Origin of the sequence: Aeromonas sp. (assembly GCF_051657805.1) — a bacterium.
GTDB lineage: Bacteria > Pseudomonadota > Gammaproteobacteria > Enterobacterales > Aeromonadaceae > Aeromonas.
Genome location: NZ_JBOFLJ010000063.1, coordinates 137,478 through 154,129, shown reverse-complemented (window position 1 = coordinate 154,129; position 16,652 = coordinate 137,478). Strand labels below are relative to the sequence as shown.

The following is a 16,652-nucleotide window of genomic DNA, read 5'->3' as shown; positions in this document are numbered from 1 at the left end:
ATAGAATCCCGCGGTTTCACATTTATGAAGAGTCGACCCCATGCCCTGGATACAAATTCGAATCAACGCCACCGCCAAGACCGCGGACAAGGTGAGCAACATGCTGCTGGGGCGTGGAGCCCAGGCGGTGACCTTTATGGATGCCAAGGATGTGCCCGTCTACGAACCCATGCCGGGTGAAACCCCGCTCTGGGGGGAGACAGAGGTGATGGGGCTGTTCGACGCCGAAACCGATCCGGCCCCCATCATCGCCTTCTTCCAGCAGATCTTCGGCGAAGACGTCGGCTACAAGGTCGAACAGCTGGAAGACAAGGACTGGGTGCGCGAATGGATGGATCACTTCCACCCCATGCAGTTCGGCGAGCGGCTCTGGATCTGCCCGAGCTGGCGCGATGTGCCGAACCCGGATGCGGTCAACGTCATGCTGGATCCTGGCCTGGCCTTCGGTACAGGTACCCACCCCACCACGGCCCTCTGTCTGCAGTGGCTGGACGGGCTGGATCTGGCTGGTAAAACCGTGGTCGACTTCGGTTGCGGATCCGGCATCCTCGGCATCGCCGCCCTGAAGCTCGGCGCCGCCCGGGTCATCGGCATCGACATCGATCCCCAGGCCATCCAGGCCAGCCATGACAACGCCGAGCGCAACGGCGTCGCCGGCCAGATTGAGCTCTACCTGCCGGCGGATCAGCCCCAAGGGGTGGAGGCGGACGTGGTTGTCGCCAACATACTGGCCGGCCCGCTGCGCGAACTCGCGCCGCTTATCGCAGGTCACGGCAAGCCCGGCAGCCTGATGGCCCTGTCCGGCGTGCTGGAGAGCCAGGCGCCTGAGCTCGAGACCATCTACGGTCAGTGGTTCGACATGGATCCGACCGCGGTGAAAGAAGAGTGGTGCCGCCTCTCCGGCCGCAAGCACGGCTAAGTCACGCATGACTGCGCACAAAAGGGCACCCTCGGGTGCCCTTGTTGTTTCTGTGCCTCGCAGCCTTCCTCTCAGACAGCACCAGGAAATGCCGACCCTGCGCCCAGGCTCACTCTTCTTTGCTGACGAACGGCGTAAGATGGCGCTCTCTGCCCCCGGGCTGGCCAGTGACTTGTACCCACCGCCAGCCGCAGCAACACAACAACAAGAGATGACCCATGAGTGACTACCAGAAGATGATCGCCAGCCAGCCCTATGACTGCATGGCCCCCGAACTGGATATGATGCGCCGGGAGACGGCCCGCCTCTATCGCCGTTTCAACCGGACCGAGGAGGAGGAGGAACAGCAGATCCTGCTGCGGCAGCTCATCGGCGAACTGGCGGATAACGCCTTCATCTGCCCCCCCTTCTACTGCACCTATGGCCGCCATACCAGCCTGGGCAGAGGCACCTACATCAACATGGGGGCCACCATATTGGATAATGCCCCGGTGCGCATCGGCGCCAACGTCATGATAGGGCCGAACGTGCAGATCTACACCGCCGCCCACGCCCTGGACGCCGATGCGCGCATCGACGGGGTAGAGACGGCACTGCCGGTCACGATCGAGGACAGGGTCTGGATAGGGGGCGGCGCCATCCTCTTGCCCGGCGTCACCATAGGGCGGGAAGCCATCGTCGGGGCGGGATCCGTGGTGACCAAGGACGTGCCGGCGGGCGCCCGGGTGGTGGGCAATCCCGCCAGGATCTTGCCAAAGAAGCAGGAACGACCCGACTCCTGAGCAGGGATCGCGATGACTGTTGAAGCGACAGATGGCAGGGAAGCAAGCGGGGCGAGAGGTGTGGAGCCCCAAATAAAAATGAAGCCCAATGTCATCAAGACGTTGGGCTGTAAAAAGGTGCTACGGAATTGCGACTCTCATCGCAGAATATTAGAAGGGGTCACCTTCTAAACTGGCAAAGGGATAATAACGGGGCGCAAACGTTTTACGTAGCGTAATCGACCAGGATTGAGAACAGCCTCTCACTATTCAAAAAATTTGCGGCCAACCCCTCTCGCCCCCTTGGCAAACCGGCATTTATCAGTACAGCCTGATGAAAATGTCACCAAAGAAAAAAGCCCTGATATATCAGGGCTTTTTGTCTGAAACCCGCCGTTAGAAGCGGCGCACGAAGTCGGCAACGGGCAGCTCTCGCAACTTGCGTGCCTCCAGCATGGGGGTGCCCAGATAGAGGAAACCCACCAGCTGATCCCCCCCGGCCAGCCCCAGGCCGGCGTTGATCTGCTCATCGAAGATGAACCAGCCGGAGCGCCAGATGCCGTTGAAGCCCTGGGCCTGGGCCGCCATCTGCATCGCCATCAGGGCGCAGCCGGCGGAGAGCTCCTGCTCCAGCTTGGGCACCTTGGGATGCTCCTGATAGCGGGTCGCCACCGCCACCAGCAAGGGCGCGCGCAGCGGCGCGGCGCGGCTCTTCTCGATACTCTCCTCATCTTCGCCACGGGCGCGGGCCGCCTCCGCCAGCAAGGCGCCCAGCCGCTCCCGTCCCTCCCCCTCGAACAGGATGAACTGCCAGGGGGTCAGGGTGCCGTGATCCGGTGCCCGCAACCCCGCCTTGAGAATGTTGTCGAGCACCTCACCGCTCGGAGCGGGTTCGGTCAAACGACCGCAGGAGTGACGGTTCAGTAACAGATTGAGGGCATCCATGGGCAACTCCATTGTTCTGCGAATAGTTCTGCAAAAGGTTCTGCGATAAGTTCAGCGCAAAACCTGATCTGATGGCGCTACCCTAGCACAGCGGGCAGACAGCGAAAAGGCGCCCGACCGCTCGGGAACAGGCAGTATAAACCCCTGACTAGCAGGGGTTTATCACTCTATCCATTGCATATCGGGTCAAATGACAGCAGCCAGTTCTGCCCCCTGGCGGATGGCCCGCTTGGCATCCAGCTCGGCGGCCACGTCGGCCCCGCCGATGATGTGCACCGGCTTGCCCGCCGCCTGCAGGCCCGCCTGCAGCTCCCGCAGGGGCTCCTGCCCTGCGCAGATGATCACCTGATCCACCGGCAGGCACTGCTGCTGCCCGTCCACCTCGATGTGCAGCCCCTCATCGTCGATGCGCTGGTACTGCACACCGCTCAGCATCTGCACCTTGCGGTTCTTCAGCACGGTTCTGTGGATCCAGCCTGTGGTCTTGCCCAGACCATCCCCCACCTTGCTCTCCTTGCGCTGGAGCAGCCAGATCTGGCGCTCGGGGGCGTCGATCTCGGGCTTCATCAGGCCACCGCGCTCGCCGAGCCCCTTGTCGATGCCCCACTCCTTGAGCCAGTGGTCACGGTGGCGATCAGCATCCCCTGCCGTCTGTTGTTCCACCCGTTTTTCCACCAGATATTCCGCCACGTCGAAGCCGATGCCGCCGGCGCCGATCACCGCCACCTTCTGGCCGACCGGCTTGTGATCCCGCAGCACGTCCAGGTAGCTCAACACCTTGGCATGCTCGATGCCTGGGATATTGGGGGTGCGCGGGCGGATGCCGGTAGCGAGGATCACCTCGTCAAACCCGCCGCCCAGCAGGCTCTCGGCGCTCTGGCGCTGACCGAGATAGAGCTCGACGCCGCACTTCTCTAGCCGCCTGGCGAAGTAGCGCAGGGTCTCGTGGAACTCCTCCTTGCCCGGGATCTGCTTGGCGAAGTTGAACTGGCCGCCTATGGTCTGCGCCTGATCGAACAGGCTCACCTGATGGCCGCGCTCGGCGGCGTAGCAGGCGAACGCGAGCCCGGCGGGCCCAGCCCCCACCACGGCGAGCTTCTTGGGTTGGGGTACCCGACCGAAGGTGAGCTCGGTCTCAAAGCAGGCCCGCGGGTTGACCAGGCAGGAGGCGCGCTTCTGCTTGAACACGTGATCGAGACAAGCCTGGTTGCAGGCGATGCAGGTGTTGATCTCGTCCGCCCTGTCCTCCGCCGCCTTGATCACGAATTCGGGATCCGCCAGGAAGGGGCGCGCCATGGAGACCATGTCTGCCTCCCCCGCCGCCAATATGCGCTCGGCCACGTCCGGGGTGTTGATGCGGTTGGTGGTGATGAGGGGCACCTTGAGGTGCTTTTTCAGCTCGGCGGTAACCCAGCTGAAGGCGCCACGCGGCACGCTGGTGGCTATGGTGGGGATGCGGGCCTCGTGCCAGCCGATGCCGGTGTTGATCAGGGTCACTCCCGCCTGCTCCAGCGCCTTGCCGAGAGCGATGATCTCCTCGAGGGAGGAGCCCTTCTCCACCAGATCCAGCATGGAGAGGCGGAAGATGATGATGAAGTCGGTACCGACCCGCTCGCGGATGGCCCGCACGATTTCCAGCGGGAAGCGCATGCGGTTGTCCGCACTGCCGCCCCAGTCGTCGCGGCGCTGGTTGGTGCGCTCGCAGATGAACTGGTTGATGAGGTAGCCTTCCGAGCCCATCACCTCGACCCCGTCGTAACCCGCGGCCTTGGCCAGGGCCGCGGTGGCGCCGAAGTCGCGGATGGTGCCGCGGATCTGGCGCTCGCTCATGGCTCTGGGCTTGAACGGGGAGATGGGAGCCTTGAGAGCGCTCGGCGCCAGGCTGAACGGATGATAGGCGTAGCGGCCGGCGTGGAGGATCTGCAGCGCTATCTTGCCCCCCTCCTGGTGAACCGCGGCGGTCACCTTCTTGTGTTTGGCGACCTGCCAGGGGAAGCTCAGCTGGGAACCGTGAGGCACCAGCCGACCGCGCAGGTTGGGGGCGATGCCGCCGGTGACGATGAGGCCAACGCCGCCCTTGGCCCGTTCGGCATAGAAGGCGGCCAGCTTGTCAAAGCCTCCTTTCTCCTCCTCCAGGCCGGTGTGCATGGAGCCCATCAGCACTCTGTTGCGAAGCTGGGTAAACCCAAGGTCAAGGGGGGTCAGCAGGGTCGGGTAGCGGCTCACAAAGCCTCCAGTTAATTTTTTGTTATCAAATTGAGGCTAGAGTAAAGAATCGAATACCCTTTTTCAAACAAATGTTTGGACATTTTTTCGGCGAACAGGCGTGTTGTGAAGAGAGTGGCGGGAATAGTCTCCCAAGCGGAAATGGCAATTGGCGGGTCAAGTGGTTAATAATGGCCTCTCTTCATCGATTAACAGGGCGATAACGGGACTATGTCTATTTTCAAGGGTCTGGGATGGCTGTTTCGCAGCCTCTGGCGTCTGCTCAATTTCACCCGGCTGATGCTGGTGAATCTGCTGTTTCTCATCATAGTGCTGGCCATCGTCTTCACCTTTAGCCAGAAAGAGACCCCCACCACCCCCATCGAAGGGGCGCTCACCCTCAACCTCTCCGGCGTGCTGGTGGAACAGCGCACCCAGACCGACCCCACGGTGCAGTTGCTGCGCCAGGTGGACAGCAGCGACGATCAGCCGAGCGAGATAGTGTTGTCGGACCTGCTCTGGGCCATCAAGAGCGCCAAGGATGACGATCGCATCAAGGCGCTGGTGATCAAGCCCCAGGGGCTGCAGGGGGCCAACCTCTCCAAGCTGCAGGAGGTGACCGCCGCCATCGACGGGTTCAAGGAGAGTGGCAAGCCGGTCATCGCCATGGCGGATTACTACAACCAGGGCCCCTATCTGCTCGCCGCCCACGCCGATCACGTTCTGCTCAACCAGAGCGGCGCCGTGCTGATCGAGGGCCTCGGCGTCTACCAGACCTACTTCAAGTCGGCGCTGGAGAAGCTCAACGTCACTCCCCATGTGTTCAAGGTCGGTACCTACAAGTCCTTCGTCGAGCCCTACACCCGGGACGAGATGTCCCCCGAGAGCAAGGAGGCGAACCAGCGCTGGCTGGATCAGCTGTGGCTCTCCTATGTGAATGACGTGGCCGCCGAGCGGGAGATCGAGCCCGAGGCCGTCGCCCCCGGCAAGGATCAATTCCTGAGCCTGCTGCGTGCATCCGGCGGCAATGCCGCCAACTACGCCCTCGAGAACGGCCTGGTGGATCAGCTCGCCACCCGCGACGAGATGACCCAGGCAGTCATCAAGGAGGTGGGTGAGGCCGAGGATCACGGCTGGAAAGGGGTGGGTCTGAAAGAGTATTTGGCCGCAATCCCTGAACAGTACCCCCAGAGCGGCAAGGATGAGGTAGGCCTCATCGTCGCCAGCGGCGCCATCATGGACGGGGTTCAGCCCGCCGGCACCATAGGGGGCGACAGCCTCTCCGATCTGCTGGCCGATGCCCGCCGCGACGACCAGGTGAAAGCCGTGGTGCTGCGGGTCGACAGCCCGGGTGGCAGCGCCTTCGCCGCCGAGCAGATCCGCGCCGAGCTGCTGGCCCTGAAGCAGGCAGGCAAACCCGTGGTCATCTCCATGGGCAGCTACGCCGCCTCCGGTGGCTACTGGATCTCCGCCGATGCGGACAAGATCTTCGCCTCCCCCACCACCCTCACCGGTTCCATCGGTGTGTTCGGCATGTTCGCCACCATCGACAAGGCGCTCTCCCAGTACGGGGTACATACGGATGGCGTCGGCACCACGGACTTCGTCGGTGTCGGCCTGACCCGGGCCCTGCCGGAACACGTCGGCCAGGCCATCCAGCTCGGGGTGGAAGACACCTATCAGCGCTTCGTCGGCCTGGTGGGCAAGGGCCGTGGCCTGAGCCCGGAAGAGGCAGAGAAGGCCGCAGAAGGCCGAGTCTGGACCGGTCAGGATGCCAAGGATCTGGGGCTGGTGGACGAGTTCGGCAATCTGGACGACGCCCTCAAGGCCGCCGCCGATCTCGCCAACCTCAAGAGCTGGCAGGTGACCCCCATAGAGCAGGAAGAGTCCGCACGGGACAAGTTCCTGCGCGAGCTGTTTGACAGCAGCGCCCGCGCATTGGCTCCCCATGTGCAGAGCTGGCTGCCCGCAGGCTTTGGCAAGGCGCTGGTCGAGGTGAACAAGGGGCTGGATCCCCTGGTTCGCTTCAACGACCCCCAGGGCACCTATGCCTTCTGTCCCGTCTGCACCCTCTAGCGTCATCCGGCCAAACCCGGCGCCAGTCCGGCACTCGAAACAAAAAAACCGCCCAATGGCGGTTTTTTTATGGCAGAGGCGTCACCTTCAACCCAGCAGGCCGGCGTCGAACCACTGCTGCAACTGGGCCAGCACCCGGGTCTCGCGCACCGTCCACTGGGGACAGGGGCCGGCCAGCTGGGTCTTGTTGCGCTGCAGCGCCTCATCCAGGGCGAACCAGCCCGGGGTGAAACCGAGGCGCACCTCGTAGGGCTGGGGACGGGGCTCGCTCCAGGCGTCTCCCAGCTGGCAGAGGTAGTAGTAGGAGTGGATGCAGTAGGCGTCGAACTGCGCCTCACGGGCAGGGCGGTACTCCCGGGTCTGCCCGAGCAGTGCCCCCACAGCCAAAAGCTCGGCGCCGCATTCCTCCCTCAGCTCCCGGGCCAGCGCCTTCTGATGGCACTCCCCCGCCTCGACGCCGCCTCCCGGGAACATGAGATCCCCGTTGACCCGGGAGTGCACCAGCAGCAACTCGTCACCGCGCAGCACCACGGCCCGCACCGTGGTGCGCTCGATCACCCGCCCGTCACTTCGGGCCTGACCGTGCAGCAGGCGAATGTCGAAGGGATCGGTCCAGGGAGACGCAGGGATCAGTGGATTCGTCATGGTCTGTAGTCCCCCTGCCTGAGCTGCTGGACTATGGTGGCAGCGGCCCTGTCCCAGGCGTCCTGCTCCCCCTTGCTGATGTTGTGGTAGAGGGCGAGGCGGCTGGCGGAGACCTCGCTGGCCTCTTGGAACGACTCGCTCACCTTGCCCCACTGGTAGGCCAGGCCAAACTCCTTCTGGCCCATGTAGAGGGTGCTGAGGGAGGTGAGGATGCGGCTGTTGATCGCCTCCCCCTCCCCATAGAGGGTGAGGGCATGGTGCATCAGGGCGATGGCCTTGCGCGGCTCGTGCTTGGCATAGACGCCCCCGAGGGCCAGTTGCAGCTCTGGCTCCTCCAGCACCGGGCTCCCCTCCAAGGCCAGGAAGCTGGCCCGGGCCGCCGGGTTGCGGTTGTTGGTCCAGTGCCAGAGCAGCAGATAGGGATCCTGAGAAGCACTTGTCTGCTCATCGAGCAACGTCAGCTGGTCACCGGCGGCCAGCATACCCTCCACCCTGGGACTCTTCTGCTCCCTTGCCCGTTTGTATTCGATGTTGGTGGAGTGTTCGGCGCACTGCAGATAGCGTTCGAGACCGCGCATCAGCTCGTACTTGCGCCTGTCGGTTGGCTCACCCTGCAGGTAGTAGCGAGCCCGGATCACCTCGCTGCGCTCCTGGCGACACCAGCCGTCGTCCACCAGATCCGCGCAGAGACCGGGATGATTGCCGCAGATGTTGTGGATCCTGTCGTCTTCACAGGCCGTCAGCGTCAGGACGCAGGAGAGGGCCAGCAGGGAGGGGCGCAGTGGAGAAAGGGTCATGGTTCCCATCAAGTCGGTAACAATCAGAGCTCGCGTCGGATACCACCAACTAGCAAACAAGCTACATATCCATTACAATGCGCGCGCCATATAAGGCCGCGACTGCAGAATAATATAACGAAACCATCAGCCCTACACTGATCTGCATTCGACGAATTTCATTTTGCCCCGGCAATTTGCTTCAACAACGTGAAATAAAGGATCTGGTTAATGACCCACGAGCACTACTTGCAGGCGTGGCAGGAGAGCCAGGAGCTCGCCGAAGCCATGCAACCCTTGATCGGTCGCCTCTATCGTCAGCAAGGGATCGAGATCACCATCTTTGGACGCCCCCTGCAAAACGCCTCCACCATCGACATCCTCAAAGCCCATCGGGTCGTTCGCCGTCACCAGGGCAATGTGCTACCCATCCAGCAAAGCTTCCCCCTGCTTCAAGCCATCGTCGCGCTGAACCCGGTCGCCGCCGAAGTGGATCTCGGCAAGCTGACCGTCGGCTACTGGCAGGATCATGAGGATGAGTCCGGTATCGAGGATTACCTGAGAGCCAAGCTGGCGCCGGCCCTGAGCCAAGGGGCCGTACCCGCGCCCACCGACGTGGTGCTGTACGGCTTCGGCCGCATCGGCCGCCTGCTGGCCCGCTTGCTCATCGAGCGCACCGGCGCCGCCAACTCCCTGCGCCTGCGCGCCATCGTGGTGCGCGGCGGCCGGGAGGGAGATCTGGAGAAGCGTGCCAGCCTGCTGCGCCGCGACTCGGTGCACGGCCCCTTCAACGGCTCCATCGAGGTGGATCTGGAGCGCAGCGCCATCATCGCCAACGGCACCTTCATCCAAGTGATTTACGCCAACAGCCCGGCAGACATCGACTACACGGCCTATGGCATCCATAACGCGCTGATCGTCGACAACACCGGCGTCTGGCGCGACGAGGCGGGCCTGTCCGAGCACCTCAAGGCGCGCGGCGCCGCCCGGGTGCTGCTGACCGCCCCCGGCAAGGGGGAGATGAAGAACGTGGTGTTCGGGGTCAACCATGACGTCATCACACCGGATGATCGCATCATCTCCGCCGCCTCCTGCACCACCAACGCCATCACCCCGGTGCTCAAGGTGATGCAGGACAAGTACGGCATCCGCCACGGCCACGTGGAGACGGTACACTCCTACACCAATGATCAGAACCTGATCGACAACTATCACAAGGGGGAGCGGCGCGGTCGCAGCGCGGCCCTCAACATGGTGATGACCAGCACAGGGGCCGCCAAGGCGGTGGCCAAGGCACTGCCGGAGCTCAAGGGCAAGCTGACTGGCAACGCCATCCGGGTGCCGACCCCCAACGTGTCCCTGGCCATCATCAATCTGTCTCTGGAGCAGGCCACCGACCGGGACAGCCTCAACGCCTATCTGCAGCAGATGGCCCTGAGCTCGGCCCTGCATCGCCAGATCGATTTCAGCGCCAGCACCGAGCTGGTCTCCTCCGACATGGTGGGTTCCCGCTTCGCGGGCATAGTGGACTCCCAGGCCACCATCGCCGAGGAAGATCACTGCGTGCTGTACGTGTGGTACGACAACGAGTTCGGGTACAGTTGTCAGGTAGTGCGGGTGATGGAGCAGATGGCCGGCGTAGTCCGTCAGGATCTGCCCGCCTGATCCCCCCATGGCTCAACGTTTTCAAGGAGAGGCCGGATGTCATTTCAGCAAGTCATAGGGCAGATGCCCAAGGAAGTGTACGAGCGGCTCAAGACCGCGGTCGAACTCGGCAAGTGGCCGGATGGCCAGCCCCTCACCGAGGAGCAGAAGGCCACCTCGCTGCAGGCCGTGATGGCCTGGCAGGCGATGCACCTTGAAAACCCCGAGCACATGAACATAGGCCCGGATGGCGAGATAGTGATGAAGAGCAAGAGCGAGCTCAAGCGTCAGTATCGGGACGAGGAAGAAATCGTTCGTATCAATCCTCACCACTGAGCCTTGCCGCAAGCCCTGGCTCGCACGCCATAGCAAAGAGGGGAGCCAATATGGCTCCCCTCTCTATTTCCTATCTCCCTCATGGTGGGGAGGTCAGAAGCTGTTCACGACCTGTCGTGAGAAGGCGTCAACAAGGTGAAGAGCTGCGCAGGAACCGGAGTGTATACGCATACATGAGCCCTCTTGGTCACAAACAAGCGAGCAGCACATGAGCCTTGATCACGGCTTCGCAGTAAGTTCGTGGACAGTTTCTCAGGGCGTCAGTTCGCCGCACAGGGATTGCTGCATCAGCTCGCGAATACGCGGGGCCGGCAGATCCTGGCTCAGCAGGAAGTGCAGCTTGGTGAGCGCCGCCTCGGCGGTCATGTCGAAGCCCGAGATGACCCCGGCGCGCGAAAGCGCATTGCCGGTGGCATAGCCCCCCATGTTGACCTTGCCGTGCAGGCACTGGCTCAGGTTGACTATGATGACGCCACGGGCCGAGGCCTCGGAGAGCAGCGCCAGCATGGCCGGATTCTGCGGCGCATTGCCCACCCCGAAGGAGAGCAGGATCAGCGCCCGCACCGGCTGCTGCAAGATGTTCGCGATCACCTCCGCCGAGATGCCGGGGTAGAGGGTCACCACGCCGATGGGCTGGGGGGTGATGTCATGCAGCACCAATGGGCTCGCAGAGGGCTCCCCCAGCTCACCCGCCTCTAGGGAGATGGCGATGCCGGCGTTCAGCAGCGGCGGGTAGTTCGGCGAGTCGAAGGCGTGGAAGCCGTCGGCGTGCACCTTCTTGCTGCGATTGCCGCGATAGAGCTGGTTGTTGAAGAACAGCGTCACCTCGTGGATCGGGTAGTTGGCCGCTATGTAGAGCGCATTTAGCAGGTTCTGCTGGCCGTCGGATCTCAGCTCGGCCAACGGGATCTGGGAGCCCGTGATGATCACCGGCTTGTGCAGGTCTTCGAGCATGAAGGAGAGCGCCGAGGCGGTGAACGACATGGTGTCGGTGCCGTGCAGGATCACGAAGCCGTCGTACTTCTCGTAGTTGTCGCGAATGTCCTCGGCGATGCGCTGCCAGTCCGCCGGGGTCATGTCGGAGGAGTCGATGAGGGGATCGTATTCGTGAATGTGGTAGGACGGCATCTCGGGTCGATGAAACTCGGGCATCCGTGCCAGACAGTCTTCCATAAAGCCCGCCATCGGCACATAACCGTGATCGGAACGCTGCATCCCTATGGTGCCGCCTGTGTAGGCGATGTAGATAGACTTCTTCACACCCTCTCCTCTCGTTGGCCGAAAACCGGCAAATCCTGAATCGATCTGTCCCACTGCCCGCGTTGTACCACGGACGGGAAGCGGGCGAATTATAAAGACTGGCCGCCCAAATGACAGCCGCGACGTCACTATTCCTGGCCAAAATGAGACATTCGGCAGCAGCTTTAAATGTTGAAAGAACACACAAAAACCACCATTAATCTGATGAACATGGATATAAATGGTGCTTTTTGCTACTATCCGCCGGATTTTTCCTAAATCTCACCTGGATGCCTGCACAAAACAGGCGACCACAGACCCCATTTTTACGTGGGATGGGGGCCCAGGCCCCCTCTTGAACTGGCCCCTGAGCCACACTGTTTTTATCCCGGCTGAATCTGTGCGTCTTTCTCGCCAAAGACACGGCCAATCAACATGGGAGAACCGAATGATACAATTTGATTCCTACACGACCCTGGTCGCCGCCACCCTGGTGCTGCTGCTCGGCCGCCTGCTGGTTAACCGGGTCACCGTCTTGCGCACCTTCAACATCCCCAAGCCCGTCGCGGGCGGTCTGGTGGTGGCCCTGATCCTGCTGCTGCTGCGCGCCGGCATGGGGGTGGAGCTGCAGTTTGACACCACCCTGCAGACCCCGCTGATGCTGACCTTCTTCGCCTCCATCGGCCTCTCCGCCGATCTGGGCAGCCTCAAGCGCGGCGGCAAGGCGGTGATCACCTTCCTGATGGTGGTCACCGGCCTGCTGCTGGTGCAAAACACATTGGGGGTAGGCCTGGCCACCCTGCTCGGTCTGGATCCCCACATGGGGCTGCTGGCTGGCTCCATCACTCTCTCCGGCGGCCACGGCACCGGCGCGGCCTGGGGCTCCATCTTCACCGAGAAGTACGGCGTGCAGTCCGCCGCCGAGCTCGCCATCGCCTGTGCCACCTTCGGCCTGGTGCTGGGTGGCCTCATCGGCGGCCCCGTCGCCCGCTACCTTGTGAAGAAGGTGCAGGTGCCCGGCGAAGAGCACAACCGGGACGATGCCCCCCAGGGCTTCGAGATGCCGGACATGGAGCGCCCCCTCACCCCCTTCAGCGTGATCGAGACCCTGGCCCTGATCGCCATCAGCCTCAAGGGGGGGGAGATGTTCTCCCTCTACCTCAAGGGCAGCGCCCTCGAGCTGCCGGTGTTCGTCTGCGTACTGTTCGTCGGCGTGCTGCTGCGCAACCTGCTGACCCTGCTCAACTGGCACGAGGTGAGCGATAGGGAGGTCTCCCTGCTCGGCAACGTCAGCCTGTCGCTGTTCCTCGCCATGGCGCTGATGAGCCTAAAGCTGTGGGATCTGGCGAGCCTGGCCCTGCCCATCTTCCTGCTGCTGGCCGCCCAGACCGTGGCCATGGCGCTCTACGCCATCTTCGTCACCTTCAGGGTCATGGGCAGCAACTATGATGCGGCCGTGCTGGCGGCGGGTCACTGCGGCTTCGGCCTCGGCGCCACCCCCACCGCCATTGCCAACATGCAGGCCATCACCCAGCGCTTCGGCCCCTCCCACCTGGCCTTCCTGGTGGTACCCATGGTCGGTGCCTTCTTCATCGACATCATCAACGCCATGGTGATCAAGCTGTTCCTGGCTCTGCCTTTCCTGTAACCAGCAGATCAGCCATTCTGATACGAGAGCCCACCTTCTGGTGGGCTCTTTGTTTTCTGGCCGCAGCCAACGACGGGCGAGGCAGGTATGCACTCTTCTCACTTAAGCCAACAACACACTTCATGACCTCTCCCCTCCCGGGGCGAGCACAGCAACTTCTCACTAGCGGCCAGTAAAAAGCCCCGCACTCTCGTGCGGGGCTCTGGCATCGCGGGCTGGCCTTTCCTTAGAGGATAAAGGTCGACACCTGCTGATTCAGGTTGGTGGCACGGCCCTTGAGGCCCTGGGCCTGATCCAGGTCACGCATGGCGGCGGCGGTGATCTCGTCGCTCACATCCTTGATGGCGGTGGTGTTCTGGGTGATCTCGCCGGTCACCTGGGTCTGCTCCTCGGCGGCGGTGGCGATCTGACCCGCCATGTCGGAGATGAGCGAGACCGCTTGGGTGATCTCTTCGAGCGCGGCGGCGGCGGCATCGGCGTCCTTCACGCTGTTGTCCGCCAGCCCCTGACTGGTCTGCATCAGACTCACCGCGCGAGCCGTGGTCTGCTGCAAGGTCTCGATGGTGGCCTGGATCTCCTGGGTGGAATCCTGGGTGCGGCGGGACAACACCCGCACCTCGTCCGCCACCACGGCGAAGCCGCGGCCCTGTTCACCGGCACGGGCCGCTTCGATGGCCGCGTTCAGCGCCAGCAGGTTGGTCTGCTCGGCGATGCCCTGGATGGTGGAGAGGATGCCGGAGATGGCCTGGGCGTGGCGGCTCAGCTCGCCGATGACGCCGGTGGCCTGGCCCACCTCTTCCGCCAGGTTGTTGATGGAGGCTCGGGTCTGGTTCACCAGCATCTTGCCCTGCTCGCTGCTCTGGGCAGATTGCTGGGCGGCGGCGGCGGTGTTCTCGGCGTTGCCGGCGATCTCCATGGTGGCGCTCGCCATCTCGGTGACGGCGGTGGCGACCATGGTCACCTCCTGCTGTTGGCGCTGCAGCTCTTCCACCGCGGCCTGGTTGGTCACCAGACTGCGCTCGGCGTCGGCGTTCAGTTCGTTGGCGAGCTGACGGATGTTGCCGATCAGCTGGTGCTGGCTGCCCACGAAGCGGTTGAAGCTGTTGGCCAGCTGACCCACCTCGTCGTTGGCGTCGATCTTGATGCGCTGGGTCAGATCGCCGTTACCGTCGGCGATGCGGGCCAGGGCCTGGGAGACCTTGCCGAGCGGCCCGAGCAGCAGGCTCACCAGCCAGGAGATGGCGAGTATGCTGCCCACCAGCACCAGCAGGGCCAGGCCAAGCTGGGTCAGCAGCAGGGAGGAGAGCGGTGCCTCCAGGGTGGCCTTGTCCAGCACCAGCACCAGCTCCCAGTCGGTGTTGGGGATATCCACCGCCCACAGCAGCTTGTCACGGCCTTCGTTGTCGAAGTAGGCGGGCACCAGGCTGTTGCTGCCCTTGCTCTGTTCGATCAGGGCGTTGGAGAGATCGTTGTCTATCTCGGTGGCCGGTTTCATCGCCTTGGCCGCGTCTTTGTACGCGATGACGGTGCCGTCCTTGTGCATCAGGATGGCGACGCCGTCCGCCGGCAGGGCCATCTTGGTGACGTCCTCCACCAGGGAGGCGATGGAGAGATCGCCGCCGACCACGCCGCCCTGAGCGGGCTGGGCCAGGGTCACCACCATGATGTTGTAGGCCACATCGAGATACGGCTTGGTCACGATCAGGGCACCCTTGCCCATGGCCTCCTGATACCAGCCGCGGGAGCGGGGATCATAGCCATCGCGGTTGATGGAGGGGTCGGAGTCGTGCATCTTGCCGCTGCCCTCACCGAAGTAGGTGAGCTGGAAGCGACCGGAAACCTGCGCCTGCTGCAGGGCGTTGAGGGGTTCTGAGGTGGCCTTGTTGCCCAGAGCCTGGATGACGTCGCGGCGGGCGGCGAGCCAGTCGCTGATCCGTTCGGCCTGCTGGCTGCCGAGGCGCTGCACCTGCTCCTGACTGCCTTGCAGCAGCAGTGATTTCTGGCTGGTATAGCTCTGCCAGGAGAGCAACAGGATCACCAGTGACAGGGCGATGACCACAGACAACAGTATCTTCTGTTTGAGTGACAGGTTCTTCATCGTGCTTTCTTCTTTTGGTCAGGAACAGGATTGCTCGGAGCGGAGATGGCACCCTTGCATGTGGATCAATAGCGGCCAACGGGCACAAAACTGAAGCGACAAATGCCGACGCCGGCGATATTTTCCACTGAAACCCTGCCGATAGCACCAGAAATCACGGTGGGTTGACGCACCAGGGACAGCCAACCCTGTCTATTCCTTCCACAATTGGCTAGAATGTCCCGTTTTTAAATCACATCGACCCCGAGAGTTTTCACGATGTTTGAAGTCAATCCTGTATTAAACAAGCTTAAGGAGCTGTCTGAGAGGACCGAGCTGCTTAGGGGGTACCTTTGACTATGACGCCAAGAAAGAGCGTCTAGAAGAGGTCAACGCCGAGCTGGAACAACCGGACGTCTGGAACGAGCCGGAGCGCGCACAGGCGCTCGGCAAGGAGCGCGTGGCGCTCGAGAACGTGGTCGGCACCATAGACACCCTGACCCAGGGCGTCGATGACGTCGAGATGCTGGTCAGCCTGGCGGTCGAGGGGGAGGACGAAGAGACCTTCAACGAGGCCATCGCCGAAGCCGACGATCTGGAAGCCAAGCTCGTCGAGCTGGAATTCCGCCGCATGTTCTCCGGTCAGCACGACGGTTCCGACTGTTACATCGACATCCAGTCCGGTTCCGGCGGCACCGAGGCCCAGGACTGGGCCAACATGGTGCTGCGCATGTACCTGCGCTGGGGCGATGCCCACGGCTACAAGCCCGAGCTCATCGAATGCTCCGAAGGGGACGTAGCCGGCATCAAGTCCGCCACCGTCAAGTTCACCGGCGAATACGCGTTCGGATGGCTGCGCACCGAGACAGGCGTGCACCGTCTGGTTCGTAAATCCCCGTTCGACTCCGGTGGCCGTCGTCACACCTCGTTCTGCTCCGTGTTCGTCTATCCCGAGATCGATGATGACATCGAGATCGACATCAACCCGGCGGACCTTCGCATCGACGTCTACCGCGCCTCCGGTGCCGGTGGTCAGCACGTCAACCGGACCGAGTCCGCGGTGCGTATCACCCACGTCCCCACCGGCGTCGTGGTGCAGTGCCAGAACGACCGTTCCCAGCACAAGAACAAAGATCAGTGTATGAAGCAGCTGAAGGCCAAGCTCTACGAGCTGGAAATTCAGAAGCAGAATGCCGAGAAGCAAGCTCTCGAAGAGACCAAGTCCGATATCGGCTGGGGTAGCCAGATCCGCTCCTATGTACTGGATGATTCCCGTATCAAGGATCTGCGTACCGGCGTCGAGACCCGCAACACCCAATCGGTGCTTGACGGCGACTTGGACAAGTTTATCGAAGCCAGCCTGAAATCAGGCCTGTAAACA

At 62.7% G+C, this 16,652-nt stretch carries 13 protein-coding genes; 7 read left to right on the top strand and 6 right to left on the bottom strand.

The genetic code is table 11. The features are described from left to right. Positions 1-40 precede the first annotated feature (40 nt). Both prmA and ACRCYW_RS20875 read left to right on the top strand, forming a co-directional pair. A complete protein-coding gene (prmA, locus tag ACRCYW_RS20880) occupies positions 41-919 on the top strand; it encodes a 50S ribosomal protein L11 methyltransferase (RefSeq protein ID WP_438551899.1) in 879 nt (292 codons plus the stop codon). Positions 920-1,137: 218 nt separating this feature from the next. Next, the gene (locus ACRCYW_RS20875; RefSeq protein ID WP_438551898.1) at positions 1,138-1,701 is read left to right on the top strand and encodes a sugar O-acetyltransferase; all 564 of its coding nucleotides are present in this window, start codon (positions 1,138-1,140) and stop codon (positions 1,699-1,701) included. A gap of 375 nt (positions 1,702-2,076) precedes the next feature. Here the strand turns inward: ACRCYW_RS20875 and ACRCYW_RS20870 are convergent, their stop codons facing one another. Then, a complete protein-coding gene (locus tag ACRCYW_RS20870; protein ID WP_438551897.1) occupies positions 2,077-2,625 on the bottom strand; it encodes an NAD(P)H nitroreductase in 549 nt (182 codons plus the stop codon). A 186-nt stretch (positions 2,626-2,811) separates the two neighbouring features. Beyond that, positions 2,812-4,851: an oxidoreductase gene (locus ACRCYW_RS20865; protein ID WP_438551896.1), complete on the bottom strand. Its 2,040-nt coding sequence runs from the start codon at positions 4,849-4,851 to the stop codon at positions 2,812-2,814. Between the two features lie 210 nt (positions 4,852-5,061). Between ACRCYW_RS20865 and sppA the strand changes: the two genes are divergently transcribed. Beyond that, complete coding sequence (gene sppA, locus ACRCYW_RS20860; RefSeq protein WP_438551895.1) at positions 5,062-6,906, top strand: signal peptide peptidase SppA; 1,845 nt, start codon at positions 5,062-5,064, stop codon at positions 6,904-6,906. Between the two features lie 87 nt (positions 6,907-6,993). Here sppA and ACRCYW_RS20855 read toward each other — a convergent pair whose 3' ends face one another. Beyond that, entirely contained in the window at positions 6,994-7,551 is a 558-nt protein-coding gene (locus ACRCYW_RS20855; RefSeq protein WP_438551894.1) for an NUDIX domain-containing protein, read from the bottom strand. Then, a complete protein-coding gene (locus tag ACRCYW_RS20850) occupies positions 7,548-8,348 on the bottom strand; it encodes a DUF2989 domain-containing protein (RefSeq protein ID WP_438551893.1) in 801 nt (266 codons plus the stop codon). The genes ACRCYW_RS20855 and ACRCYW_RS20850 overlap by 4 nt, the downstream gene beginning before the upstream one ends. 210 nt (positions 8,349-8,558) lie before the next feature. Between ACRCYW_RS20850 and ACRCYW_RS20845 the strand changes: the two genes are divergently transcribed. After that, positions 8,559-9,992, top strand: a complete 1,434-nt coding sequence (locus tag ACRCYW_RS20845; RefSeq protein ID WP_438551892.1) for a glyceraldehyde-3-phosphate dehydrogenase — start codon at positions 8,559-8,561, stop codon at positions 9,990-9,992. A gap of 36 nt (positions 9,993-10,028) precedes the next feature. Then, positions 10,029-10,307: a YeaC family protein gene (locus ACRCYW_RS20840; protein WP_438551891.1), complete on the top strand. Its 279-nt coding sequence runs from the start codon at positions 10,029-10,031 to the stop codon at positions 10,305-10,307. Between the two features lie 252 nt (positions 10,308-10,559). Here the strand turns inward: ACRCYW_RS20840 and ansA are convergent, their stop codons facing one another. Next, positions 10,560-11,567, bottom strand: a complete 1,008-nt coding sequence (gene ansA, locus ACRCYW_RS20835; RefSeq protein WP_438551890.1) for an asparaginase — start codon at positions 11,565-11,567, stop codon at positions 10,560-10,562. A 427-nt stretch (positions 11,568-11,994) separates the two neighbouring features. Here ansA and gltS point away from each other — a divergent pair, with 427 nt between their 5' ends. Further along, a complete protein-coding gene (gene gltS, locus ACRCYW_RS20830) occupies positions 11,995-13,194 on the top strand; it encodes a sodium/glutamate symporter (protein ID WP_438551889.1) in 1,200 nt (399 codons plus the stop codon). Between the two features lie 226 nt (positions 13,195-13,420). On the opposite strand, the gene ACRCYW_RS20825 is transcribed toward gltS, so the two are convergent. Next, positions 13,421-15,292, bottom strand: a complete 1,872-nt coding sequence (locus ACRCYW_RS20825; RefSeq protein WP_438551888.1) for a methyl-accepting chemotaxis protein — start codon at positions 15,290-15,292, stop codon at positions 13,421-13,423. Between the two features lie 258 nt (positions 15,293-15,550). Here ACRCYW_RS20825 and prfB point away from each other — a divergent pair. Continuing rightward, positions 15,551-16,649, top strand: a protein-coding gene (prfB, locus tag ACRCYW_RS20820) for a peptide chain release factor 2 (protein ID WP_438551887.1) whose coding sequence is annotated in 2 segments (ribosomal slippage) — positions 15,551-15,625 and positions 15,627-16,649 — 1,098 coding nt in all. Because the reading frame shifts where the segments join, the coding sequence is not laid out codon by codon here. The last annotated feature ends 3 nt before the right edge of the window (positions 16,650-16,652 follow it).